Below are 26,110 nucleotides of genomic sequence, written 5' to 3'. Positions count from 1 at the left end.
AATGGTAAGAACAATGATATTATCTGTGATGACTGTTTTTTGGGGTCAGCCCCTCATGGCACAGGAAATTAGGTTAGAAGAGAAAGCGTCTGTAAACCAGGTTTATAATAAGGCTGTCGAGGCGGAAAATGCATTATCTTTGAATGATTTGGACATCGAATCGGGCTATGTACTTTATCAGACCGAGATAAACACTGATGCCGAAAGCGAAGAGCTGGAATTAGAAAACGTACGCGATTATGCCGTGGTCTATCTCGACGGTAAGGTACAGGGTAGCCTGACAGATAAGAGTAAAAAACTAGCCATCAAAACACATCCAGGCAAACACTTACTTCAATTTTATGTCGAGAATATTGGCCGGATCACTTACGGACCAGAAATTACAGATAATTCAAAAGGGATATTTGGCACCATTACTTTAGACGGAAACGACCTTCAAGACTGGAAAATGATCCCCTTAACGGTGCGTAATTATCCACTGAAGGATTTGGTTTTTGAACAAAGATCAGCGAATGACAGCCCCGGTTTTTACAAAGGTCAGTTCGAACACAATCTGTCCGGAAACAAGTATCTTAATATGACAGGATGGGGAATGGGCGAGGTATGGTTAAATCAAAAATATTTGGGATCTTACTGGGAGGAAGAAAAACAGCAGTCGATATTAATTCCTTCTACGGATTTAAAACCCGGAAAAAATGAACTTGTAATCTTCGAACTCAAAAATAATCAGCAAAAGAAGATAAGTTTGTCCCCAACGCCTGTTTTTAAGTAAATTGGTACTGTTGGCTTCGCATGGATCTGAACAGCTGAAAAAGAGCTAAGGCCAGAATTTCGACGAAGCTCATTGCCTAATAGTATGATAATCGAAGTTTATAGAACCACTGATCAACAATTAGCAGCAGGGTATTTTGATTGAACCTGGCACGCGTAAATCTTGGATAGAAATTTAAACAGCTTTAGTAGCATCGGTAAATGAATAAATACAGTCTGATAATTTGTTTCGTCGTTTTTTGGGGACAATGTGTTCTCGGTATCGATCTTTCGAGGTATAGGTTTCATCTGATGCCCGAAACTTCCTATTATGGCGGTATACAGAGCATCGCAAAAGATAGTTTAGGACGTATTTGGTACACGGGGCCCGATGCGCTCTTCATGTACGATGGCAATAGTTTTTATCAGTTAAATGATATCGTCTCTGCGATCAAACCAGCGCAAAAATGGGGTTATGGTTCTTTAATTCGGGATAAAAAGGGAAATCTGTTTCTAGCTTCTGGGCAAGGCTTATTAAAATTCGATTACGAACGGTTTTCTTTTCATGTCGTGGTTCCCGGAATGATCCGTTCGCTTTGTGTACATAGCGATGGTCAGGTTTACATGCTGTCAGACAATAGCATACTATGCTATAATCCGCAAAATAAACAGACAGAAAGCTTTTTATTGCCCAAAAACAAGTCTTTCCAAAATATATTGAGTGCTAAAGATCAGGTGTTTCTAAGCCAAGGCGCTGTCGTGTACCAAGTTGAAATGGCGAAAAAACGCCTAATCCAGTTTGCGGATTTTGGTAGTACGACAAATCAGGTGAACGATGCGGTCGCGTACGGGGGGGAATATTACTTTTTAACACAACGAGGGGGAATCCATGTAACAGATTTAACAGGTAACTTAAAACAGAAGATCCCAGTAAGCATAATGGGAAATTCAGCCGTGTTAACCAAAAAATTATATTTGGACCAAACCGGGGTGATCTGGGTGGCTACGCAAGCTGGATTGTATCTTTATGATCCATCCAATGAAAGCAGCAGCTCCTTGCAAATGAACTTGAACGATGCTTATTCATTACCGAATAACTCGATATGGACAATTTATCCAGATCCGGACCAAGGGGCCTGGATAGGTACTTACGGTGGTAAAATAGCTTATTGCTCGCTTTACGATTCCCGAGTACGTTACTTCAAGCCCAGCCCAGGGGGACTCAATCACCCCATAGTCAGTAGTTTTCAGGAAGATCATCTGGGAAATATATGGATCGGTACCGAGGGGGGGAGCCTGAATTACTGGAATAGAAAAAAGGATCAGTTTAACCCTCTAGAAAAATCGAAGGGTAGTTCGTCGAGTCCCCATATGATTAAACGCCTGAAATTTGACCGAACGAGCAAAAAACTGTTGATTTCAGCCTATAACGGCGGTATTGGTAGTTATGATGTGGACAATCAGCATTTCAGCAGTTTCAATTTCCGCTCTCCGGAGAGCCAGCAACCACTCACCGTTTATGATTTTGTAAACGATAAGGAAGGCATCTGGTGGATGACAGATCCCGATAAATCATTTTTATATCGAAAGAAGCCGCTAGGTCCTATAGAGATGGTGAGCGTCCTTGATGCGCAGGGCAAAAAAATGAAACTCGAAGTCGAAGCATTATATGTGAATAACGAAGATCAGCTCTGTTTAATTAGCCATCAAGGATTTTTTGTTGTAAATCCCCATACGTTAAAGGTATTGAAACACTACGCGCTCAAAGATGCTTCCTATTCAGCAAATTACCTGTGTAGTTATACAGTGACTTCAAATGGCGAAGTATGGTTGGGGACATTGGGTAAAGGCGTAAATGTACTCAAAAGAGATGGGACATATGTCAACTATAGTGTAAGTAACGGATTCCCGGCGAAAATGGTATTTGGCATATTAGAAGATGCTGCCACGAAAAATATCTGGTTAAGTACCAGTGATGGTCTTTTTTGTTTCAATTGGAAATCCAGTAAATTTGAGAAAGCCAGATTTTATCAGGAAAATAACATTGGTTCATTTTATATTCATGCCGCTTACAAAACTTCTAGGGGTGAAATGCTGTTTGGTGGTACCAATGGATTTCTACTTTTCGATCCGGCGTACCTCAATAAAAATCTGCAAAAACCGAAAGTTTTTTTTACAGGATTTCTGGTCAACAATAAACTCGTGAAACCAGCGGATGGCTCATCAGTTTTAACGAAAGACATTGGTAGTCTTTCCAATCAAAAAGAAGACAAGATAAGGCTCTCCAGTAGCCAGTCCAATGTAGAAATTAAGTTTTCGGCAAATAGTTATCTATCCGCAGAGAAGAACCAGTTCGCTTACCGGATGTTGGGGCTTGGTGAAGACTGGCAAATCAGTCATGCCAACCAGAAATCTGTACAGTTTCTCAACCTTTCGGGCGGAGATTATATCTTTGAAATCAAGGCTTCCAACAATGATGGGCTATGGGGCGATCAAATATCACGATTATATATCCATGTCGATCCACCATTTTTCTTGTCCTGGTGGGCTTATTGCTGCTATGCAGCACTTGTTTCTGCTCTGCTCTTTTTCATAATGAGATATTACAGCAATAAAAGAGTGTTTAAAGAGCGATTAGCACTCGAGCGTTTAAAAGAACAGAATATGCAAGAGCTGAACCAGGCGCGTACCGACTTCTTTACCAATATCTCACACGATTTGAAAACACCGCTAACCTTGGTTTTACAGCCGCTTAAGCAACTCAAAGATACTATTGTATCCAACGATACTGCTTTGGTATACATGGATTTAATAGAGAAAAATGTATCCAGAATACAGCGGATGATTAGCCAATTGCTGCGCTTTCGCGAAATAGAAAGCCAAAAAATTACGCTCAATCCGCAGGTCGGTGATTTTATCAATTTTGTAAGGGATATATTTAGCCTGTTTGAGCTCTATGCCAATAAAAAAGGTGTTGAAACCAATATTTCCGCGTACAAGGACAATTTATATGTTGCCTTTGATTACGATGTTATCGAAAAAATATTGACTAATCTGTTCTCCAATGCCCTAAAATATACACCAGATAATGGGTATGTGGGCGTACGTATCTATAGTGCAACAGCAGAAGAAAAAGAACGGTTTCCTTCGTTAAATCCAACGGAAGTCGAATACATCTCCATTGAAGTTATAAATACCGGTGATTGTTTTTCTGAAGAACAGATCGCGACACTTTACACTTCTTTCAACCGCTTATCTTCTCATCGGCCAACTTTTGAAGAAAGTTCAGGACTTGGACTTGCTATTGTGAAAGAACTGGTAGATGTGCTGGAGGGTAAAATATGGATGGTCAATAAGACCGATAAAATTTCATTTACCCTTTCACTACCGTTAAGGAAACAGGCCGGGGCAGGGGACATGCAGCCTAACGTGTATGATTACACCGTTTCTGAAATCGACGATATTATCACGCAGGATACTGCAGCCCCAGAAACAGGATCGATCCCTATAAAAAAGACAGATAATATCCTGCTCATTGAAGATGACCAACAGCTGCGTGTCTATCTGGAGCAGCGTCTGGCCGAAAAATATAATGTGTACACGGCGAGTGACGGGGAAGAGGGCTTAATTAAAGCCGAAAAAATTTATCCGCAACTTATTATTACCGATTTGATCATGCCAAATCGCAATGGCTTGGAAGTATGCCGTAGCCTTAGACAAAATTTTAAGACGAGCCATATTCCTATTATTATGATTTCGGGTACGGGAGATGACAACCAGCATAAAATAAAAGCATTGGAATATGGCGCTAATGTGTTTATTGATAAACCGTTTCATGTCGACTACCTGTTGCAACAGACGGAAACCATTCTAAGAAATCAGCGGGAACTAAAAGAAAAATACAGCAAACACATTCAGGTAGATCCCTCCAATGTAACCGTTACCTCCATGGACGAGGAACTGCTGATTAAGGCCATTCAGGTAATTGAAGAAAATATTGACAATGCCAGTTATTCCGTAGAAGATTTTGTGGCTGATATGAACGTAGGCAGAACCATTCTTTATCAAAAAATACATGATATTGTGGGAATGTCCATCAAAGAATTTATTTTGAATATGCGGCTGAAAAGAAGTGCTTATCTGTTAGAAAAATCGGATTTGACGATAGCGGAAGTTGCTTACCAAACCGGGTTTAACAATGCCAAATACTTTAGCGTCTGTTTCAAAAAACAGTTTGAACTGAGCCCTTCAGAGTTTAAGAAAAAGGTTTCCAGTGGAAAGAAATAAAAATACAGCCAATAGTTGACCGATATACCCTTTCAGATAGGTGAAAGGCCATTCTATATTTTTGAAATCCTAACGATCATGAAAATGACAATTTTTAGAAAAACGCTTCTGCTTACATATTGCTTTTGCTTGTTTAACGTAATTTATCTGACAGCGGCTGTCGCCCAAAAGGTAGATGAGACTTCGATCAGCCCCAATAAATACAAGAGTGGTTCCCAGTCAGAACGTATACAAAAAGCCATAAATGAAGCAAAAAAGTCGACTGGGAAAGTAGTGATCCCTAAATACGATGCGGTAACAAAAAAAAGTGTCTGGCTCATCGATCAGGCCATTTTGCTTCCGGGCGATTTTGAACTTGAATTGAATAACTGTACCATTAAGCTATCGGATAAATGCCGGGATAATTTTATCCGTTCTGCAAATGCAGGGCTGTCAATTAAAGATATAGCACCCACAAAGAATATCCGGATTATTGGAAAAGGAAATGTTCTTTTAGAAGGAGCTGATCATCCCAGAGCTACCGGTGACCATAATAAAATCTTGTCCTTAAATCCCAGCGGATTTGGAGAATCTTATGGTACAGATGCAGGTAAGCCCGGAGAGAACCAAAAAGGTGGATGGCGGAACCACGCCATCATATTGGCTCACACTGATGTATTTGAGGTTAGCGGCATTACATTAAAGGATTATCATGGGCATGGACTGGTATTGGAACACTGTACAAACGGTAAGGTAAGCGATATTACTTTTAACGTAAGGCAGGCAGTAACTGTTGATGGAGTAGACAAACAGATTTTGAACCAAGACGGCATGGGCATACGTTTTGGCTGTAAAAATATTATTATTGCGAACTGCAAAGGTAAAAGCGGTGACGACTTTATTAATATAGGGTTGACAGATACCGGAGTGGGAGCAGGTGAAGAAAATGTAAATGTGGTAAGTGGTTCGATTTATAGGGGCGAAATCGACAACATTTCAACTATTTATCTCCAGAACTGGCAGGACTTCTATTCAATTTCACACCGATCCATACGGATTATGCCTGTGGGTAAGCTCCGTATAAGTCATGTTTTTATCGAGAATATGGTCATCAGTCCGCTAGCAAAACAAGGTTTGGTGGTCGAGTATGGCGAGCATGTGCAGGGCTTATTTGTACGAAATTTAATCAGTCATCAACCTATAAAAGCCAAAGGTATCTCGCAGGCCAGTTTCCGCGATATCATTTATAAAGGTCGGGGTGAAGCTATCGATGTGCAACCAAGCGATACCGTTATCCTAGATCATCTAATGTGTATAAAAAAAGAATAATAAAGCGCTTCTAACCTCCATTTTACAGCGAAAAACACATGTTTTTGCCTTTTGTACAAAATCAAACCATTTTCGTACAAAAACGAACCCTACGAATTGGTGATGATTATAGTTTTGTCTTAACCAATTTTAAAAAAGCAAAATATGTGTATGAAAATTCCTCCCGACCACGTGATTAGGCTCACGCAGGGTAATCCGAACTTTACAAAAATCAATAGCAAGGCGCAACGGAATTTTAGGTTTCGTCAATAAGAACGAAAACGAAGTCTTGCCATCGGCATTGCGCATGCATTTGCAGCAATGAGATAGTATGTATCACAAAATTTAAATTAAAAATCCAAGCCTATTGAAGCAGACCTATTTTAAACTCATATTCTTTACGAGAAAGGGAAAGTAAAGAACGCAAGTAAATTTTAAACTAACCATTATAAATCAATGATACAAAAGATACATATCTGGCTCAGGAGCTGGATAATGAGTGCTACCCTATCGGTGGTGGCGGCTAATTATGCTTATTCGCAAGCAACAGATCAAATAAATGTCAAAGGTCAGGTCACCAATGATGCGGGAGAAGGACTTAAGGGTGTTTCGGTTATGATTAAAGGGGCGAAAACCGGTGTTCAGACAGATGCAAATGGCCGTTATACCATTCTGGCGCCACGCACGGCTACGCTACTTTTTACCTACATCGGTTTTAATAACCAGGAATTAAAGGTCAATCCATCAGGAATCATCAATGTGAAGATGTCAGGAAATAATGTCCTGGATCAGGTTGTGGTCGTAGGGTATGGTACAGCCAAGAAGAAAGATTTAACAGGAGGTTTGGCTGTGGTCGGAAAAGAGCAGCTAAGCATGGTATCTACCTCAAACCTGATGGATCGCTTGGTGGGACAGGTTGCCGGTTTTTCCATTACGACCGGCGAGGCTGCGCCGGGAGCATCACAGACCCTGTTGATACGCGGTGAAAATTCGATATCGGCCAACAATAGTCCGTTGATTATTTTAGATGGTATTCCCTACAGCGGATCCCTGGCAGATATCGATCCCAACAACGTCGAAAACCTTTCGATCTTAAAAGATGCCTCGGCTTCGGCCATCTACGGTTCGCGTGCGGCCAATGGGGTTATTCTGATACAAACCAAAAGGGGGGCGCTGGGTAGAGCTCAGGTAAACTATAAAGGTTTGATCGGCATGGCCGAGCCTATGCAACGCATCAATGTTATGGGACCAAATGAATATATCCGCTTTCAACAAGATATTGCCCGAATTAGGCAGGGCTATACTGGAGCGCTATTAGATCCTATCGCCGGGGATATTATTAGCGTAACAGAGCGCGGTAATTATGCGAAAGGCATTACTAACAATTGGCAGGATTACGTCTTTCGAAAAGCCATGACCATGGATCATCAGTTGAGCATTTCCGGTGGAACAGAAAATACAAAATATATGGCTGCCCTTGCTGCTTTGGATCAAGAGGGTGTGGTATACAATTCTAAGTTGTCCCGTTTAAATATTACCACAAATGTGGATCAGACTTTTAATAAATGGTTAACCACTGGTGTTGGCCTGCAATATACCCGGAAAAGCGACGGTGGTATTACGCCAAATTTGGAACATGCCATAAAACAAAGTCCTTATGGGAGCTATAAAGACGAATCGGGGAAGTATGTACCCGAGCCCATGGAGTATTCATTGATCGTCAATCCGATGCGCAACGTTAACGCGATTCAGGATAGGTATAATAACAACTTCTTTCTTTCTGGCTATGCCAATATTTTGCTGCCGGTAGAGGGTCTTTCCTTACGATCAAATTTTGGTTATAATTATCGGAACGGATTTACCGGAACCTATTACGGGCGCAATACTTTTGAAGGCAGGGATCAGGGTACGCAGGCTGGAGGCAGTGCTTCCATTAACAATTCCAATTATAACGATTATACCTGGGAGAACCTGCTCAAATACGAGCGGCAGATCGGCGATCATCGTTTTGATGTGACGGGTTTATTCAGTATGCAAAAAACGAAAAGCTGGTCAACAGCCCAAAGCGGTGCAGGTTTTGTAACCGATGATACCGAATACTTTATGATCGGTTCGGCCAGCCGTCTTGTTTCCAACAGCGCTTCCTTATCGGAATCTGCGATGCTGTCATACATGGGCAGAATAAATTATGCCTACAAAGGCAAGTATCTATTGACCCTGACAGGACGTACAGATGGAGCCTCTGTATTTGGTGTCAACAATAAATACGCATTTTTTCCTGTCGCAGCGGCGGCGTGGCAAATCGGGGAGGAACGTTTTCTGAAAGATAACGCCAAATGGCTGGACATGCTGAAAATCCGCCTTTCTTATGGTGCCAACGGTAACCAGGCGATTACACCATACCGCACGTTAGACCGCTTATACTCCAATGTAAAATATATCTGGGGCGATGATGGTACTGCCGTTACGACAGCCTATTTGGCCGGTGATGGTGTGGGGAACCCTAATTTGAAATGGGAAACCACCTATTCGACCAACCTGGGACTGGACTTTCAGTTATTTAATAACAGATTGGGGGGAACTATCGATGCCTATCTCTCTAAAACGAAAGATTTACTGATGACCCGCACTGTACCTATCATGAACGGGTATAACCGGATTTGGGACAATATCGGCGCCACCCAAAATAAAGGTATTGAAGTCACCTTAAACTCCACGAACGTGAAAGGGGAAAATTTTCAATGGAATACGACCGCTGTGTTTTCCTTAAACCGAGACAAAATTGTCGAGTTGAGAGGGGATGGTATCGATGATATTGCCAACAACTGGTTTATTGGTAAGCCATTACGAGTATTCTACGATTATAAAATGATCGGTGTATGGCAAAATGGAGAAACCATTACTGTGGATGGGGCAGCACCCGGAGCTGCCAAGCTGTACGACCGCGATGGTAACGGCAAGATAGAAGCGAGTGACAGGGTGGTCATCGGATCTAAAAATCCACGCTATACAGCCTCTTTAGCCAATCGGTTTTCTTACAAAAATTTTTATGCATCTGCGTTGGTAACCGGGGTTTTTGATGTATGGCGCGATGATCACATGGCCAATCTTGGGGCCTGGACTTTCGGGATTACCAACTATGTACACGATGCCAATTATTGGACACCGGAGAACCCCAATGCGACGATTGTTTCACCCGGTTATCTCAATCCATTAGGACACGGGTACTATAAAAAGGTGAGCTACGTACAGGTGAAGAACATCACCTTTGGTTATAAATTGCCACACAAAATTGCTAAAAAGGTCGGTGTAAATGGTATTGATATAAACGCTAGCGTGAACAATCTGAATACGATTTCTAATATCAGAGAGGTACTCAATTACGACAACACCTGGATGGCCTCCTATCCGACGGCACGTTCGTATATGTTTGGCTTAAATGTAAACTTCTAATCGAATGGACATGAAAATGAAAAATATTATCACAACAAGTTTAGGGCTTATCGTATTGTTAACCTTAGGAGGCTGTAAGAAGTTTCTGGAGGAAGAACTGAAAACTGAACTGGCCCCCTCCAATACCTATACCAGCACCTACGGTTTCGAGGTGGGGAGTGCTGGTTTGTATACACTCACACGTTCAGAATACAATACCTATGGCGAAGGTGGCGCCTTCATCCATAATGGTGCCTGCCCATATGAAGCTTTACAGGTATCTACAGATATCGCCGATGCCATTAATAGCGATGGCTCGCTGACGGCTTTTGCAAACCTTACACTTACTGCCTCAGAACGGTTTGTGGGTACTTACTGGAATTGGGCTTACAACCTCATTTCATCGGCAAACCTGATGCTGGTTTATTCCGAAAAAAATACCAATTGGGATACGCCTGCGGATAAGGCACGTTTTCAGGCTGAAGCTCGCTTCTTTCGGGCTTATGCTTACCGTACCTTGGTTTATCTCTATGGCGATGTACCCTATGTGGAAACTATCCTGTATGATTTTCAGCTTAATTTTACCCGTACACCAAAAGCCGAAGTCATCGGCCACATGGTAGACGACCTGAAGTTTGCGGTGGATAACCTGCCTACAAATCCGGACGACGTAAAAGAAGGAAAGCTGACCAAATGGGCCGCAAGTCATTTGCTGAGCGAAATCTACCTATTGCAGGGCAATCATGCCGAAGCAGAAAAGGCCGCATTGGCGGTCATCAATAGTGGGTATTATAACCTTATGAAAAACAGATATGGCGTAAATGGCAGCAAACCAGGCGATGTATTTAGCGATTTATTTCTGGAAAATAACCAAAATAGAAAAAGTGGCAATAAAGAAAGTATCTGGGTATTGCAGTTCCAGTTTAACACGATCGGTGGTGGTACCAATTCGGATGACTGGACGCGTAGGGCTTGGATACCCAATTACTCGACGATTACAGGATTTGTTTTGGCTGACACATTGGGCGGCCGTGGTATTGCACAATTAGTACCAATGAAGTGGTGGGTAGGCACCACAGGTACCAATGCTACAGGCAATGTCGCTGGTATTTTCGAAGCAAATGATATCCGTAATTCAGGTTATAACATTAAACGCAACTGGTATTACAACAACGCGAATGAGGCCTCGCTATATGGTAAAAAAGCCAATATTACCGAACAGACCTGGTTTACGACAAAAAGCTTATTTCCAGCGATTACAAAATTCTTTTACGGACGTACTGAAAATTTAAGTTTGACCGGTAGTTATAAAGACCGTATGAAATTCCGCTTGGCTGAAACCTATCTGTTGCTTGCTGAAGCCTATTTGGGACAAAATATGCCGGATAAAGCTGCCCAAGCCGTCAATGAAGTGCGGAAAAGAGCGGGAGCGTCCGAAATTACCGGCGCTCAGATGAATATGGATTTCCTGCTCGATGAGCGTATCCGCGAATTAGTTGGTGAAGAAAGCAGAAGATTTACCCTGGTGCGTACCAATACTTTGGTGGAGCGGGTCAAAAAATATAATAATGCGATCAAGGATAAAATTACGGACAACAATATCTTATGGCCTATTCCACAGGTGATCAGGGATGCCAATACAGGGGCACCGTTCCCGCAGAATCCGGGTTATAATTAATGGTTATGGGAGGCTGTCCAAATCCTAATCGTATTTTCGGCAGCTTTCCCATCTGATGACAAAAAAGCAGTTGCGCTAGTCAAGCGCATGATTCTATCCAAACGTTAGCAAAACTATAAATCAATGAAAATCATCAATTATTTATACAAAACCTTATTTTTCTTAAGCATGGTACTTTGCCAGTTATCCTGCAAACAGGAAATTCAGGATATACCCAAAGTCAATGAAACGATGGACCTTCAGCCTTCGTCGGAAAACATTACGCTGGACGAAGTCAATTTGACCAAAGATATCGTCACATTTAACTGGAAACCCGCTAGGGTACAATCAGATGATCATTTGGTCAGCTACAGTACGATGTTAGATGTGGTGGGGAACAATTTTGGTACCGGTACAGCCATATTCAACTATGAAGACGATAACGTATTGAGCAGAAGCTTTACTTCCGAACAATTACAAAATTGGGCAAATGAAAAGTGGGGCATACCAGCAAATAAAAGCTTTACACTAGAGTTTAGAGTGGTTGCCCAATGGGAGGGCGGTGCAACTTTTGAGGCACCCGAAGTACGTACTGTAAGAATTACAGTAAACCCGATCAAGACGGTTGTTTTTGATGCCGATAAAGTGTTCTTGAGCGGAAGTGCCGTTGGCGGGAGCAAAGTGGAGATGCCAAAAACATTGGAAAATCTGGATCAGTATGCTTATGTATTGAATTTGCAGCCTGGCGAACTGGAAATTCCGGTCGAATTTAACGGTGAAACCAATTATGTTGTTACCTCCGATGGAAGCGGTGAACTAAACGATGGAAATGCCGTTGGCATCAAAATGAGAGAAAACGTATTCTCCTGGAAAATAGCAACTGCGGGCGAGTATCGCGTTGTGGTCAATATGCAAAAAGCGACAGCAACCATTTATTCTCCAGCGAAAGCACTTGCTCCCAAAATAGTGACATGGACAGGGGATCAGCCTTATACGACCACGGTGGCGGATTTGTGGATGCACGGAAGTATCAATGGCTGGGGAACTCCGGTAAAAATGGATTGTCAGGTAAGTTTGGCGGATCCGCAGGTTTTGGTCTATACTGGGGGTAAAGTCGGGACCACCAAGTTTATCGTGACAGGAGACAACAGTAATAACAAAAACCTGGCTTATGCTTTTAGTGCTCCGCCTACGACTGAAGGTGTGGCTCAGACCCTGACGCTTACTTTAGGAAAAGTCGCAGAATTGGGCGGAGGTACCGTTGGCGCGAACCGAAATTCTTATTTCACCATTCCGGCCACGACCAATGTGCTGATTTTTGATCTAAGGAACATGACAATTCTGGGGCTAAAACGGTAAGCAATTGTATCAAAGCATTTAAATTAATTTTAACATTTCTGAAAGTGAAAAACAATATAAACTATAAAAAAGCCTGCCTCAGCGCATTTGCTATCATGCTTTGCTTTCTAGCGGTTTCATGCAAGAAAGATAGTGCTGATAACGAAAAAGATATAGCAGGGACCTTGGTGAAACCCAGCTACAACCGCAGTGCCATGTTTCGTAACCCTTTAAACGGCTGGGTCATGTATGCTTCAGCTTCGGGGACTCCTTCCTATTGGGACACCCAATTCTATGTACCTGACTTAGGTAAAACGGTCAAAGCAATTGACTATGCATCTGCCTGTTATATCCGTACCAGCTGGCGAACTTTTAATCCTGTAGATGGCGTATATGCCTGGAGGGATCCCAGCACGGCAATCTATAAAATGATCAAAGGGGCACAAGATAAAGGATTGCCAATCGCCTTTCGTATCGTCGTCGACGGTCGCGATCAAGGAGCAAATACGCCGCAGTTTGTTTTCGATGCAGGCGCCAAGTATTATGTTGCCAATGCTTCTTTTCCGGATAGAAAAACACCCGTGCTGCAAGATCCTGTTTTTCGGAAATATTATAGCAAGCTGATCGAAGAGTTGGCGAAGGATTTTAATGATTTAAATAAAACCTCCTTTGTCGATGCTTATGGACTCGGTTTGTGGGGGGAGGGACATAGTGTCATTTACGAAGATCCTAATAATCCTTCCGGCCAAAATATTGAGGTGATCAAAGAAGAAGTTGTTGATTGGATTTCAGATGTGTATTCCAAGAACTTTACAAAAGTGCCTTTGCTGATCAATTATCACCGCTTAGTTGGCGACCCTGCGGGCAATGGAGCTCCTAATCCTAATTCGGAGAAGCTGTTGAATAAGATGATCAATAAAGGGTACAGCCTGCGTCAGGATGCCTTTGGAATGACCGATTATTATCAAAGCTGGGAGAAGAATTTTGCCAAGGTCTGGAATTTTAAACGCCCGATTATTATGGAAGGTGGTTGGATTACGACTGGTACACACCGTTACTGGACTGATCCAAGCGGTAAATACAGGCAAGACCATCCCGAAGATGTTCGGCAGGGCGAATTTGACAGCTCCTTGGAAGCTGCTGTAAATATGATGGATTTCCGTATCGGTGAAATTGAAAGCTGGTTCACCAAATCTTTTACCTTATGCCAGCGTTTTATTTCTGAAGGTGGCTATCGTTTGTATCCCGATCGTATTTATTTACCGGAGAAAGTCAATTCGGGTACTGAAACAACAATTAACCACCGCTGGCGGAATATGGGCTGGGGGTATTTCCCGAATAATATTCCTCAATGGAATTATAAATATAAAGTAGCTTTTGCACTCCTGGACGAAGAAAACAGGGTGAAAAAAGTTTTTGTTGATGATAAAGGAGAACCTTCCACCTGGCTTAAGAATAATCCAGTCGCATACGAGTTGAAAGCTAATGTCGATGTAGCTGCTGGAAACTATACCTGGGCCGTCGCCATTGTAGATACAACAAATGAAAATCAGCCGGGAATAAGGCTTGCCGTAAATGGCGATATAACTGATTCAGGATGGTTAAAACTATTGGAGGTGCAGGTACAGTGAGATCATTCGCATAAGTTTTAAAAGCCAAAATTAGCGAAAGTTTTTTAGTCAAAAGGGCCTGATATTGATCAGGCCTTTTATTTTAGCGTGTACTTGTACAGTAATCATATACCTGTAATTTTATAGTGTTTTAAGTAGCTAAAATTAAGCGTTGGTTGCTTTTTACCTCAAAAGGGCCCGATGTTCAAATTAGCCCCTTTGTTTTAGCGTATACTTGTACAGTAATTTTTATGTTTCATATCGTTTCCTCGTTTTTGTTTCGTCATCCAATGTTTTTAAATACTATTGAATTTTCACCGTACGATTCCAATTTTTATGTTGACTCTTTCTTTTTGAAATGTAGCTAGTAGCCGTTTTGTATAGTAAGAACAACAGCAGATTTGAAGTGGTTTTGTTGAATTTTATTACTCAATGGAGCAAAGTAAAACAATGTAATTGGCTGGAATCTTAAGCATAGTCATGTTGGGTTAACTGCTAACTTGTAGGAAATGATTTAGGTATTATACAAAGCGGGGCCTTAGCCCCGCTTATTTTTCAGCACTTATAATTCGAATGAAATATAATTTGCAGACTATATTCCTAATTCACCATTGGCAAGCATATGTCTGTAAATCGTTCTGCAGTTGTCGAAGAATCCTGAACAGGAATTTTCAACATAGGTTTGCGAAGTGAAAGTGTCAATAACTTGGCCACTACTATTGTAGACTGTTAGCGTGTAAACACACTTTCTTAGAAACTTTGCATTGCTTTCTTTTGTTGATTCGGCAACTTCAACTTTGTTGGTGGTTTCGGATGCTGCCGAAGTACTTGTTTTTACTTCTGCATTTTCTTTGGGTGCTTTTGTGTCCGTGCCTGCAAAAGCCGCTGTCGATAGCGCAGCTAGGGCTACCAAACTCATCAATAACTTTTTCATTGTTTTTAAGTTTTATTTGTTAAATAATATATGCCTTTTGGGCATGTTTTAATTATCTAATGCTAAAAGTAATCACAAGAAATTTGACTGGGCGGAGCGATTTGTATTCGTGAGAGTTGATCTAATATTCGCGCTTACTTAGTTGATATTTAGTTTACCCAGTAAACTGAAATCAGCTCAAAAATTAGACTGGGTATTCGTACATATCTTCACCTCCCGATTCCGGCCGTTCACCGAGTTTTCCCGAGCGTTGGTCTAAAGCCCATAGGTCAGGGACCTATTGTGTTGTAGTTTTGAGTCAACAAATAAGAACAACAGAACTAACACTATAAAAAAGATATTATGAAAACCCTAGTAAAAACATTCGCAGCAGCAGCTTTAATCGCCGTATCAACATTCGCTATGGCAGCTGCAGGACCAGGTTCGAAATCAGAGAAAGCAAACGTTAATCTTTCCACAGCAGACTTGGCACTGGATCACTATCTTGCGGTAACCACTGCGGGAGAATCAGCAGGTGTAGAGCAGCTATTTGCTGAAGATTTTAACCAAAAGTTTCAAGCGTCCAATGCGCAAAGTCATGGCCGTAGCGAAATCGTTAAATTCTTGAAAAAGCAAAAAGGAGAGAAGCTGAACTGCACCGTAAACACCGATATCCTTGAAGAGTCAGCAGACTATATGGTCGCAAAAGTAACTTTGAAATTTGAAAATTTTACCAAGACTGACCTGGTTACCTTAGAGCGCGAGGGTAACAGCTGGAAAGTTTCGAAATCAATCAATTCGTATAAATAAAATCTAATAGCTAGTAATCTGCCAGATCGGGTGGAGGACAGGCCACTAGTGAAATCATCTATTTAAATTTAGTTCGAAGCCATGTCGGGAGATGTGGCTTTTATTCTGATATACAAGTTTGGAACTTTTAATTTAACTTTAGGTATTCACCATTCGTGCTGAGATTTCGTGCAAATAGCGTGTGGTCGCTAGATGATAGTAATTATGGAAGAAAAGTATACTTTAATCGGACTGGGCTTATGTATAAGAACTGATCATTGTATCGATATTGTTCCCAAAATCTTCAGTGTCGACCATTGTATAAACCGGAAATAAAATAAGATTAGAATCTCAAGAGTCGTAACTACAGCTGATCATATTGTGAAAAAATAGAGCGGTTAGTTACTTAGATTATTGTGCGTAGAAAAGAATAAGTAATGGATATTAAAAAGCACCTATTGGCGTTAAAAAGTTTTGAAGATTCTTTAGCCCAAGCATTAGATCAACTTCAGCGTGAAGTTGGTAACGACCTGTCGTTCCTGGAAAATTTTGATAAATTGAATAATTGCTATAAAATGGATTCAAGGTCAAGTCAGTTATTATTGAGAGCTATGCAATTATCCAAATCTGAGGATATATATTCAAGTTTTGAACTGTCGGATATCGAAAAGGCCTATGATTTTATGCTCGAAACAAATACTAATAATTTAAATATTTGGGTTGATGCGATCTATTTTAATGAAATTGTTATAGATAATAAAAGAAAAAGTGAGCTATTGAAAACTCGATTTTGTTCTCTATTAGCTAATTTCCAAAAAGAAATTGAAAATTTGGATAGGTAGTCAGGTTGGCCCTGTAGGACTAATATCAGCGCCCCATATTGAATTGGGACGAAAAAGTAATAGAAACAAAATTTAGATACTACACGATGAAAGATAAATATGAAAAATGGGCTATTGATTTATCCCTTCCTCAAGATTTATTTTTTTATAAAATGTATGTGGAATACAGTGAAATAGTTATTCTTTTAAAAAACTTAGTTGATCACACTCAAATTCTCGAAATAAAATTTGAGTATTTTGTTTCGTATAAAGTTACGATCGACTTGGCACTAATGAAGATGGTTAGCGAGAACGACGATTTTCGGGGATTTGCGAGATCTACATGCTCCGCTTATTTGGATTCAGTTATTGAGGGCAGCTATGATATTTTAGAACGAAAAAATATTGAACATTTCGTTATTTATAATTTAGAAAATGCAATTGAGGTACTTTCGGATGAACCTGCTACATTTCGCTGGTTAAGTAAGGAAGAGGTGAAAACGTTAGTGAGTTAACCCGTTAATAAATTAAAAGGAACAAAATTCAGGTATCAATAGTTATGAACAATTTTATAAAATGGGATCCTGTATCTCCTCCACCAAATGATCTTTATTTTGTTAATTTAACGGACAACGGTGGTAGCATAGAGATTCATCTGGCTGAAATGAAAGATGACCGAATATTAATCTTAAAATTTAAAGGTGCAATGTCTTATCAAGTGACAGATGAAGGTGCAAGATCAAGAAGCCTCTATGAGCACCCAAGTTATAGAGGTTTAGTGGTATCTGATAATTCAAACTATTTAGATTGGTTTCGTAGAGAAAGTCAAGAAATGTTTTCAGATTGGGATCTGAAACACTATTCAGTTGGTAATGTAAATAATATTATCGACATCATAAGTGGTGATGAAATCGAAGTTGTCTGGCAAGCAGAATTCTGAAATGGAGTAAAAAGACGAAGTTCGGATTTGCTCAAGGAATGCTTACCCATTTTTATGAGCCATTAAACACCACTAAATTTGCATATGAAAAAGAGCAACATATTAAAAAAATGGCATCCCGCTGAGATGATTAATGGAGACCTTTATTTAATAAGTTTATCAGATGATCAAGAGAATGGACTGCAGATAAGTTTTGAAATAGAGAATATTGAACTTAACCTTGTCTTCGATTTTGGATTTCATGCACTTTATTATCAAAATCAAAATGAAAACAGTTCTTTAAAAATAATTGACGATTATGGTATTACTGGAAACTGGTCCTTATTTACGGTGGAAAAATCTGATTTGATTGATTGGATAGTAAAAAATAGTTATCATATTGTTAGTAAAGAAAATGTTCAGCATTTTATCTTTTTGCATGCTGATGGTTTAATCAATGTGCTGTCAGCGCATGAACCAAAAGTATATCAACAAAAACAGACGTATTAATCGTATCTTTGTTCCAAGGACAGGCAGCTGTCCAATCCTTAAGAGCTGTGTCTACAGCGATCAAATTAGATTTTCAAGAATATTATTTAACACGGTAGGAATACCGAGATAGCAAGCCAGTACCATATATGTTAAGTTACGAAGCATACGAAAAGAGTGTTTTTGATTGGCTGATGTCCAAACATCAGACAGACAACAATTTTACGTTTACAGTGAGACAAAGTGCCACGAAGAATTCCGAAACGGATTACTTTATCGGAACCCAGCGTTCGGGCTATTTTGCAACTACCTTTTGGTCTATTCCTGTCAATTTCCCGGGTTCTTCTGGCGATGCTATGAGTCTAATATTTGTGTTGGGGGAGTCTACTTATACGTACTATTTTGAATTTACCCAAACCCAAGATCCCAAAGATGATCAAAATCGTGCGGTGCTAAACTTAATCAAGACAATTAAAGAGCCCTTGGTGGAAAAGTATAAGCTGGCACGGAAAATCAATGAAACTGCAAAAATGTATACGATTCGAATCGCTGGCCTCAAAGAAAACTATGTCTCTTTGGAAGCGATGTACCAGGATATTGATGGCCAATTGGCCGATATTATCGCTATCGTCGATCTGGGTATCTTGAGTGTCAAGCAATCTATTCAACGGTTTACAGCGCACCGCGTTACACCTCAGGAGTTTGTCAGTCTGATCAATAAGCTGAACCAACGTGTCGAAAAACACCATGCTATCATTAAAGAAATAGGGGGTGAGGAAACATCTGTCAATACCGAAACATTCGCAAACAGTATCCCTATGCAGCTCAACCAAATTTTGTATGGTCCTCCTGGTACGGGAAAAACATATAACAGCATCAACTTGGCTCTTTCCATCATCGAAGGAAAAAGCGAAACGGAACTATCCCTTGAGGATAGGACTTCATTGAAAGCACGTTACCAGCGGTATGTGGATAGCGGACAGATCCTTTTTACAACTTTTCATCAGAGCATGAGCTATGAGGATTTTGTGGAAGGAATCAAACCACGTTTTCATGAAACCGACGATGGAAGCAAGCAGCTTATCTATGAAGTAGAAAGCGGTTTGTTTAAGATTGCCTGTGCCCATGCGGCATACAATACCTATCTCGAACTGCACTCGAGTGAAGAGAGGCCTGCCAGTGCCGAACTGGTCAGTAAGTTTAATTCCGGGGTATTTCAAAAGGCGATGGCCAATCAGGATATTCAAGGAAAGCCTGTGGTTTTAATTATCGACGAAATCAATCGGGGCAACGTATCCGCCATATTTGGTGAGCTGATTACGTTGATTGAGGAATCCAAACGTGCCGGACGGGACGAAGCACTTGAAGTTATCCTTCCTTATAGCAAGCAGAAATTTTTTGTACCATCCAATCTGTATCTCATCGGTACCATGAATACAGCCGATCGCTCGGTGGAAGCTTTGGATACTGCTTTGCGCCGTCGGTTTGCCTTTGTGGAGATGATGCCCAATGCCGAACTGCTCGGCGATATCATCATCGAAAATATCAATCTGCAACATGTCCTCAGTAGAATCAACAATCGCATCAAGGTGCTTTTGGACAAAGACCATCAAATTGGACATTCTTATCTGATTAATGTGCAGTCACGCCGCGATCTCACACATGCCTTTAACAATTGCATCGTACCCTTACTCAAAGAATACTTTTATCGGGATGAGGAGAAAATTGCTTTGGTGCTGGGAGCAGGTTTTGTTGAAATTGAAAAAGACAGCTTTTCAGTAGATCTCTTTCCGGATTTCGATAAAATACGGAAGCCGCAGTATAAACCAAAGCTGAATGTACTCGAGGTACCAGAAGAAAATATTATTGATGCCTTGAATCAATTGATCGGATAATCATATGCAGCATGTCCTTCAAGTCTATGAGCATGATACGTTGTATCTCAATCAGTCCTACAAGACTCAGACAGGAGAAAGTCTGCGATTTGTAGAGATTTACTTCCATGTGCTGCTCAAATACAATGACCTACATCAGGGTAAATACTTTGCGCCTGTCTATCAGGGTATCCGATTTAAAAACTATGTCGGGATTGTTCAGGTGGACGATCTTGTCATTGAAATCCTTCCCAAGATCCAGCGGACTGCATCTACCGTAAATTGGCGCGACGTATTGATCGAAATGCTTCTCGAAACGGAGCGGTTAAAGGTTGCAGCAGTTGGGGAGGCTTTTGTTGACAAACAGCAGATCCATCTGTTGGATATCTATTTTGACTGGTATTTAACAGCGGTAGAAGAACTGCTGCATCACGGACTGGTGAAACAATATTATCAGGAAACTAAAAATACCGTTGCGCTCAAAGGAAAACTAGAGTTTGCAGGGCATATTCAGCGTAATCTCGTTCATAAAGAGCATTTTTACAATACCCATCAAGTATATGGCGGTGACCATGTGCTGCATCAGATTCTCCAGCTAGGCTTGGAGATAGTTGCTCGCCTGTCGCGAGGGAGCTATCGTTATGGACGTTGCAAGACGGTGCAATTGAATTTTCCAGAAGTCAAAGAGATCTGGGCCGACCAGCAATTATTTGATAGGCTATCTTATAGCCGTAAAATGGAACCTTATCGGACAGCAATTGAATTAGCACGATTGATTATTTTAAACTATGCCCCCAATGTCAAAGCGGGAACTGAAAATATGCTGGCTCTGCTTTTCAATATGAATGAGCTCTGGGAGCAGTATGTGCTTGCGCAGCTGGCGAACTGTTCGAAAGATTGGGAAGTACGAGGACAGGAGAGCAAGCAATTTTGGCGCGATAAGACCCTTCGACCAGATATTCTGTTGAAGCATCGAATCAGTGGAAAACAGTTTGTCATTGATACCAAATGGAAGAATTATAGCTATGATATGATATCCACGCAAGATCTACGACAGATCTACGTTTATGTGGATTATTGGAATGCTGTAGGAGGAATGTTGCTGTATCCCCATGCCAATACCCAGAAAAAGAAAGAGCTTTGCGATACCTACCATGGGAAAGAATACATAGCGCAGATTGGTTTACTGTCGATCTTGGATGACGAAGGAAAGTTGAGCAGGTCATTGGGAAAAGATCTTCTTACACTGATTGAGTTCACCTAGCAGTCCTGGCCATTTTCAAGAGACAGGGCCCCAATTGTACGAATGTATTTTATAAAATAAAGAAAGTGATTTTTAGTACAGCTCTTTTTCTTAAAAAAAAGAGTGTTGAAGAAGATTTGTATGCGTATGTAGAATTGAATATTCAATTAGCTTAAGAATTTGGGTAAATTCCTTAAAAACATTTTGCTTCTTTAAAAGTTATTATTTAAAAAAACAACGATCATGTGGAAGCTATTCTTGGTAATACCTACTTGTTTAATTTTTTGCGCATGTTCAAATGCTGCGCAAAGTAATAAGGCTTATAATTTCAGCAAAGAAAATCAACTTAAATCTAAACCTTTAGAGAATGTAACGCTACCAGATAGTGCTTTGGCATTTATTAAGGCATATTTTCCGAATATACAGATACTTGAAGTAAAGGTAAAGAAATCCCCTTCTGCCACAGGAACATTTCACGAAGTGATATTGGCTGATCGTACGGAAATTGACTTTGGGAAGTTGGGTAACTGGATTGAGGTTAAAGCTCCAGATGGAATTGGACTGCCGACCGTTTTTTTTCCGCAGTCAATACAATCTTACTTGAAAGAAAATTACAATGGTACTGCTGTGGAGAGCATTGATAAATCTTCTAAAGGGTATAAATTGGAACTAACGAATGACAATAAACTATATTTTGATACCAAAGGTAAATTTTTGCGCAAGAAAAAATAAAAAACTAACACTATAAAAAAGACACTCATGATAGCTTTATCATCAAATAAAAAAGCAAGTAATTTGTATAAAAACGCTAGTAAACACATTCGCAACAGCAGCCTTAATCGCAGTATGCACATTTGCTGTGGCAGCTGAAGCAAAATCAGCAAAAACAAACGTTAACCTTTCCACAGCAGATTTGGCACTCGATCACTATGTTGTGGTAAACACAGAGGGAGAATCAGCAGGAGAGAGCAGTTATTCGCTGATGATTTCAACCAAAAAATGCAAGCTACCAATGCGCAGTCTAAGAGCCGTAGCGGAGTGGTTAAATCCTTGAAAAAACAAAAAGGCGAGAAGCTGAACTGTACTGTAAGTACGGATATCCTTGAAGAGTCAGCAGACTATATGGTTGCTAAAGTAACGTTGAAATTTGAAGATTTTACCAAGACTGATTTGGTGACTTTGGTTCGTGAAGACAATGACTGGAAAGTATCCAAATCGATTAATTCGTATAAATAGTTTACAATAGCTAGTGCTCTGTCAAATGATGTAATATGTAGAGCACTAGTGAATCATATGTTTAAATTTAGTTCAAAGCCATGTCGAGAGATGTGGCTTTTTTAAGTCAAAAGAACTGATTATCATCAGACCCTTTCTTTTAGCGTTTATTTGTACAGTAATTTTTATGTTTCCCATTGTTTCGTCATCCAATGTTTTTAAAAACTATTGTATTTTCACTGTACCAAGCCAATTTTTATGTTGAATCTCCTTGTCGAAATGAAGCTTGTTGCCGTTTTGTATAGTAAGAGCAAGGGTTATATTGAAATAGTTTTATTGGAGTAGATTATTTTTGATAAATTGAAAAAAATGGATACAGCCTTATATAATCAGAAGCTTTTAGAACACTATACCTGTAATTGGGGACAGGAATATAACGTCTTGACTTGGCCAAAAGGTCCCTATAAGGATCTAGGCGATCACTTTAGGGTGCTGGAATTTCCCCCAACAGCCGAACGGAACATGTGGGCTTATGCTACTATAGGTATGTCTGGCTTGCATGATGAATTTGCCCTCGAACTGCACATGTTTTCTGGTGAGCAAGATGAAACATTAGTTGAATCATTAATAGTCGTAGCACATTATCATAGATTTGGCGCAAGTTTGGGACATTGGCATACCATCAACTGGGGAAGAGGATGGCGCATGGATTCTCCCTGTTCTTATGGCCTTATTTCGCTGCCTTATCTCGATGGACCCAAACTCGAAATTCTTATCCTTGATAACAATAAATCAGTCCATTTCTATTGGTTGCTGCCTATTACCGAGGAGGAAGTAGCTTTTAAAAAGGAAAATGGTGCCGAAAAGCTTGAGGAAATATTTGAAGAACGAGGATTAAATTATTTAGATCCATTCAGGGACACGTTGGTTTGAATGAAATAATATCTCGGGATTTAGTAGTCAAAAATACCAATTTTTCTAAAAAATAGATAGCTATGAAACTACTACGAAATTTTGAATTACACGATATACTGTTTGATTTAGAATCTGGCAAAGAGTTTGAAAATTTGGAGCCAGTCACCAATATTTATGGATGGTACAGACAGATTGAAGATGTTTTGACAGCTTTTTATGTAGAAAAAAATGAACTTTATTTTTTATTTGGTACAACAAAGTTCCATGTGGGAGATCAATGTAAAGTAGATTTGATACAACTAACGGAGAATACGATGGAGCTTCTTATTTATCATAAAGAAGACCTAATTGTTAGATTTTCTTTTCCATTTGCTCCTAAATTCAACTATCCAGCGCTATTTGACTATCTAAATGATATGGAACAGGATTGGGGATTATTCATTCAGGAAATCATTAATAATCCATTACGGAGAAGGAATATGATTTCAAATCTCATGGAATGAGTTAATAATAAGTTATACTGTTCTGTTATTAAAACAGCTTCCACTTCTAGCAACATAAAGATTGATGCAAGAACATTTGGAATTGTTTAGTGATGAAATTTATATACAAAAAGTCATTAACCCTAGCGAGTTTTCAGCAGAAAACGGGTAAAAGGACTTTCATTATATAAATTCGTAAATAGCTAGTCCGAGCATATATTTTAAAAGATTTTTAATCAACAAATGATATAAAGGTAGCGAGATTGTTATCTTTCAATTAAATTCGTAAATATGAGTCATCGTAAGGAAGATCGTATGGTACAAGATCTTACTAGTCGGGGGCAAAATATTATCAGTAATAACTTTATACCAAATGAATTACAGATATCTTTTAGTACTACTGTTTCTCACTGTATGCCAATTGGCCTCGGCCCAATTTGCAAAAATCATTGACAAAGACGGCTATGTAAATGTGAGGCAACAAGCTACAGTGAATAGCGTGGTTGTTTCAAAAATTGCTGCTGATGAAATTGTTTATGCATTTCCTGATGAAAAGTTCGGCGATTGGGTAATTGTTGATTATACCGACAACCATAACAAGAGCATCACTGGGTATGTACACAATTCAAGAATTAAATATATTCCTTTTCGTTTTGATTTCACATTATTTGAATATAGCGTGGGTTTCGCATCAGTGAATGTAGATCGTTATAAAAAAGATTATTACTGTACAATGCCACCGATGTTAAAGTAAGTATCGTCGTAAATGGGCAAACCACTCATGAATCATCTATTTATTAAGGCCACTTTGGGAAATGTGGCTTTTTTTCTTTTGTGATATCGAAACAATGCATAGTACAAGATATGGAGACTATTGCAACATCGAAAAGAAAGAAGATCACCAAAATAGCTTACCAGAAATGTGAGTTTTGCGTAAATTATTTTCCGTTTAAAATAACGCAATCGATTGATTTGATTTAATATTTTAATATTCGGTAATGTATATATAACTTGAAGTGTAAATGTGCATTCTGGTAACGCTAGTTATCACGATTTGTAATTTTTTAACCAAACGAAACGCTTAATTTATGGGTAAATCTGCTCTTTTTAAAGGTAAAAATAGTGATCTAAATTATACTTGTGCATTTTTGCTAGATACTATTAAGGTGACGCATGCGAAATTAAATGATAACCCTACATCGGACCAAATAAGAACAGCCTATCAAAACTGCTATAATCCTCTTCAAGTGAATCCGTTTTAATTATGAAAATACTATTTTACCCACTATTTTTTTTATTATTTCAATTTACCGTTCATGCTCAGGTCAAACCGGTGGCATTCGATATGAAGATCATGTATAAGTTTACTTATCAGAACGATAGTACATCTAGTGCCTCGCGAAAAAGTATTTTTACACAATTGACGATCGGTGAGCAAGAAAGTCATTTTCAGACCCTATCAAAATTTAGAGCTGATTCAGCATTAGCACTGGCACATGGCAGTAATATGCTTTTCTACAGTTATGGTCGTATAGCACCCAATAACTTTTTAATTATAAAACGCGAAGATATCATTTCCACTTACGATCCCATGAACGGGGTGGGGTTTAGTGGAAATAATGAGCTGTCCTACTATGAGGAAAATAAGGCAGATATGCAATGGGAAATACACCCTGACACTGCGCATATACATCATTTTGTTTGTCAGAAAGCAACGACGGACTGGGGCGGGCGAAAATGGATCGCGTGGTTTACCATGGATATACCGATTTCAGATGGTCCATATAAGTTTTGTGGACTACCGGGGTTAGTGTTGTCCATATCAGATCAGGATAAGTATTTCATATTCGATATGGTCTCCATAAGCAAAGTAAACAGTGTATCGGCCACTTTCGATCAATTACGACCAGACCTTATTATCCAAAAGACAACAAAAGCTAATTTTTATAAGGAAAGGCAAAAATTAAGGGATAATATGATTGAATATGCGCTGTTGACCGGAGCTATATTATCTGACGAAAGCAAAATAAATATCCGTGCAGAAATGAAAACAGATAATAATCCTATCGAGCGGCATTAATGAGATGTG

The 26,110-nt window shown here is 39.8% G+C and carries 21 protein-coding genes; 20 read left to right on the top strand and 1 reads right to left on the bottom strand.

What is annotated here, in order from left to right; all coding sequences use genetic code 11:
* The first annotated feature begins 1 nt into the window (after position 1).
* The 7 genes from HS960_RS14710 to HS960_RS14680 all read left to right on the top strand — a co-directional run bounded on the left by HS960_RS14710 (position 2) and on the right by HS960_RS14680 (position 14,382).
* Positions 2-772 carry a hypothetical protein gene (locus HS960_RS14710; RefSeq protein ID WP_182329810.1) on the top strand — a complete coding sequence of 257 codons (771 nt, stop codon included), beginning with the start codon at positions 2-4 and terminating at the stop codon, positions 770-772.
* 290 nt (positions 773-1,062) lie between these two features.
* Positions 1,063-5,037: a hybrid sensor histidine kinase/response regulator transcription factor gene (locus HS960_RS14705; RefSeq protein ID WP_182329808.1), complete on the top strand. Its 3,975-nt coding sequence runs from the start codon at positions 1,063-1,065 to the stop codon at positions 5,035-5,037.
* A gap of 78 nt (positions 5,038-5,115) precedes the next feature.
* Complete coding sequence (locus tag HS960_RS14700; RefSeq protein ID WP_228280026.1) at positions 5,116-6,345, top strand: glycosyl hydrolase family 28 protein; 1,230 nt, start codon at positions 5,116-5,118, stop codon at positions 6,343-6,345.
* Between the two features lie 435 nt (positions 6,346-6,780).
* The gene (locus HS960_RS14695; RefSeq protein WP_182329804.1) at positions 6,781-9,777 is read left to right on the top strand and encodes a SusC/RagA family TonB-linked outer membrane protein; all 2,997 of its coding nucleotides are present in this window, start codon (positions 6,781-6,783) and stop codon (positions 9,775-9,777) included.
* Between the two features lie 16 nt (positions 9,778-9,793).
* Complete coding sequence (locus tag HS960_RS14690; protein ID WP_120335571.1) at positions 9,794-11,434, top strand: RagB/SusD family nutrient uptake outer membrane protein; 1,641 nt, start codon at positions 9,794-9,796, stop codon at positions 11,432-11,434.
* A gap of 123 nt (positions 11,435-11,557) precedes the next feature.
* A complete protein-coding gene (locus HS960_RS14685) occupies positions 11,558-12,772 on the top strand; it encodes a SusE domain-containing protein (RefSeq protein WP_200845622.1) in 1,215 nt (404 codons plus the stop codon).
* A 44-nt stretch (positions 12,773-12,816) separates the two neighbouring features.
* The gene (locus tag HS960_RS14680) at positions 12,817-14,382 is read left to right on the top strand and encodes a DUF4832 domain-containing protein (RefSeq protein WP_228280021.1); all 1,566 of its coding nucleotides are present in this window, start codon (positions 12,817-12,819) and stop codon (positions 14,380-14,382) included.
* 571 nt (positions 14,383-14,953) lie between these two features.
* Here the strand turns inward: HS960_RS14680 and HS960_RS14675 are convergent.
* On the bottom strand, positions 14,954-15,295 hold the full coding sequence (locus HS960_RS14675) for a hypothetical protein (RefSeq protein ID WP_120335500.1): 342 nt from the start codon (positions 15,293-15,295) through the stop codon (positions 14,954-14,956).
* Positions 15,296-15,637: 342 nt separating this feature from the next.
* On the opposite strand from HS960_RS14675, the gene HS960_RS14670 reads away from it, so the two are divergent.
* The 13 genes from HS960_RS14670 to HS960_RS14610 all read left to right on the top strand — a co-directional run bounded on the left by HS960_RS14670 (position 15,638) and on the right by HS960_RS14610 (position 26,101).
* The gene (locus HS960_RS14670) at positions 15,638-16,084 is read left to right on the top strand and encodes a nuclear transport factor 2 family protein (RefSeq protein WP_182329802.1); all 447 of its coding nucleotides are present in this window, start codon (positions 15,638-15,640) and stop codon (positions 16,082-16,084) included.
* 416 nt (positions 16,085-16,500) lie between these two features.
* Entirely contained in the window at positions 16,501-16,905 is a 405-nt protein-coding gene (locus HS960_RS14665) for a hypothetical protein (protein WP_182329800.1), read from the top strand.
* An 86-nt stretch (positions 16,906-16,991) separates the two neighbouring features.
* The gene (locus HS960_RS14660) at positions 16,992-17,399 is read left to right on the top strand and encodes a hypothetical protein (RefSeq protein WP_182329798.1); all 408 of its coding nucleotides are present in this window, start codon (positions 16,992-16,994) and stop codon (positions 17,397-17,399) included.
* A 44-nt stretch (positions 17,400-17,443) separates the two neighbouring features.
* Positions 17,444-17,824: a hypothetical protein gene (locus HS960_RS14655; RefSeq protein ID WP_182329796.1), complete on the top strand. Its 381-nt coding sequence runs from the start codon at positions 17,444-17,446 to the stop codon at positions 17,822-17,824.
* Between the two features lie 84 nt (positions 17,825-17,908).
* Positions 17,909-18,313, top strand: coding sequence for a hypothetical protein (locus HS960_RS14650; protein WP_182329794.1), 405 nt, complete (start codon positions 17,909-17,911; stop codon positions 18,311-18,313).
* 128 nt (positions 18,314-18,441) lie between these two features.
* Positions 18,442-20,187 carry an McrB family protein gene (locus HS960_RS26795; protein ID WP_202883687.1) on the top strand — a complete coding sequence of 582 codons (1,746 nt, stop codon included), beginning with the start codon at positions 18,442-18,444 and terminating at the stop codon, positions 20,185-20,187.
* Positions 20,188-20,191: 4 nt separating this feature from the next.
* A complete protein-coding gene (locus HS960_RS14640) occupies positions 20,192-21,430 on the top strand; it encodes an McrC family protein (protein ID WP_182329792.1) in 1,239 nt (412 codons plus the stop codon).
* A 222-nt stretch (positions 21,431-21,652) separates the two neighbouring features.
* Entirely contained in the window at positions 21,653-22,141 is a 489-nt protein-coding gene (locus tag HS960_RS14635) for a PepSY-like domain-containing protein (protein ID WP_182329790.1), read from the top strand.
* 267 nt (positions 22,142-22,408) lie between these two features.
* Positions 22,409-22,645, top strand: a complete 237-nt coding sequence (locus HS960_RS14630; protein ID WP_182329788.1) for a nuclear transport factor 2 family protein — start codon at positions 22,409-22,411, stop codon at positions 22,643-22,645.
* Between the two features lie 348 nt (positions 22,646-22,993).
* The gene (locus HS960_RS14625) at positions 22,994-23,557 is read left to right on the top strand and encodes a suppressor of fused domain protein (RefSeq protein WP_153846982.1); all 564 of its coding nucleotides are present in this window, start codon (positions 22,994-22,996) and stop codon (positions 23,555-23,557) included.
* A gap of 62 nt (positions 23,558-23,619) precedes the next feature.
* Positions 23,620-24,042, top strand: a complete 423-nt coding sequence (locus tag HS960_RS14620) for a hypothetical protein (RefSeq protein WP_153846981.1) — start codon at positions 23,620-23,622, stop codon at positions 24,040-24,042.
* 352 nt (positions 24,043-24,394) lie between these two features.
* Positions 24,395-24,775, top strand: a complete 381-nt coding sequence (locus HS960_RS14615) for an SH3 domain-containing protein (RefSeq protein ID WP_153846980.1) — start codon at positions 24,395-24,397, stop codon at positions 24,773-24,775.
* Between the two features lie 510 nt (positions 24,776-25,285).
* Positions 25,286-26,101, top strand: coding sequence for a GLPGLI family protein (locus tag HS960_RS14610; RefSeq protein WP_153846979.1), 816 nt, complete (start codon positions 25,286-25,288; stop codon positions 26,099-26,101).
* The last annotated feature ends 9 nt before the right edge of the window (positions 26,102-26,110 follow it).

Origin of the sequence: Sphingobacterium paramultivorum (assembly GCF_014109745.1) — a bacterium.
In the GTDB taxonomy this organism is placed as follows: Bacteria; Bacteroidota; Bacteroidia; order Sphingobacteriales; family Sphingobacteriaceae; genus Sphingobacterium; species Sphingobacterium paramultivorum.
This window is presented reverse-complemented; position numbering and strand designations above follow the sequence as displayed.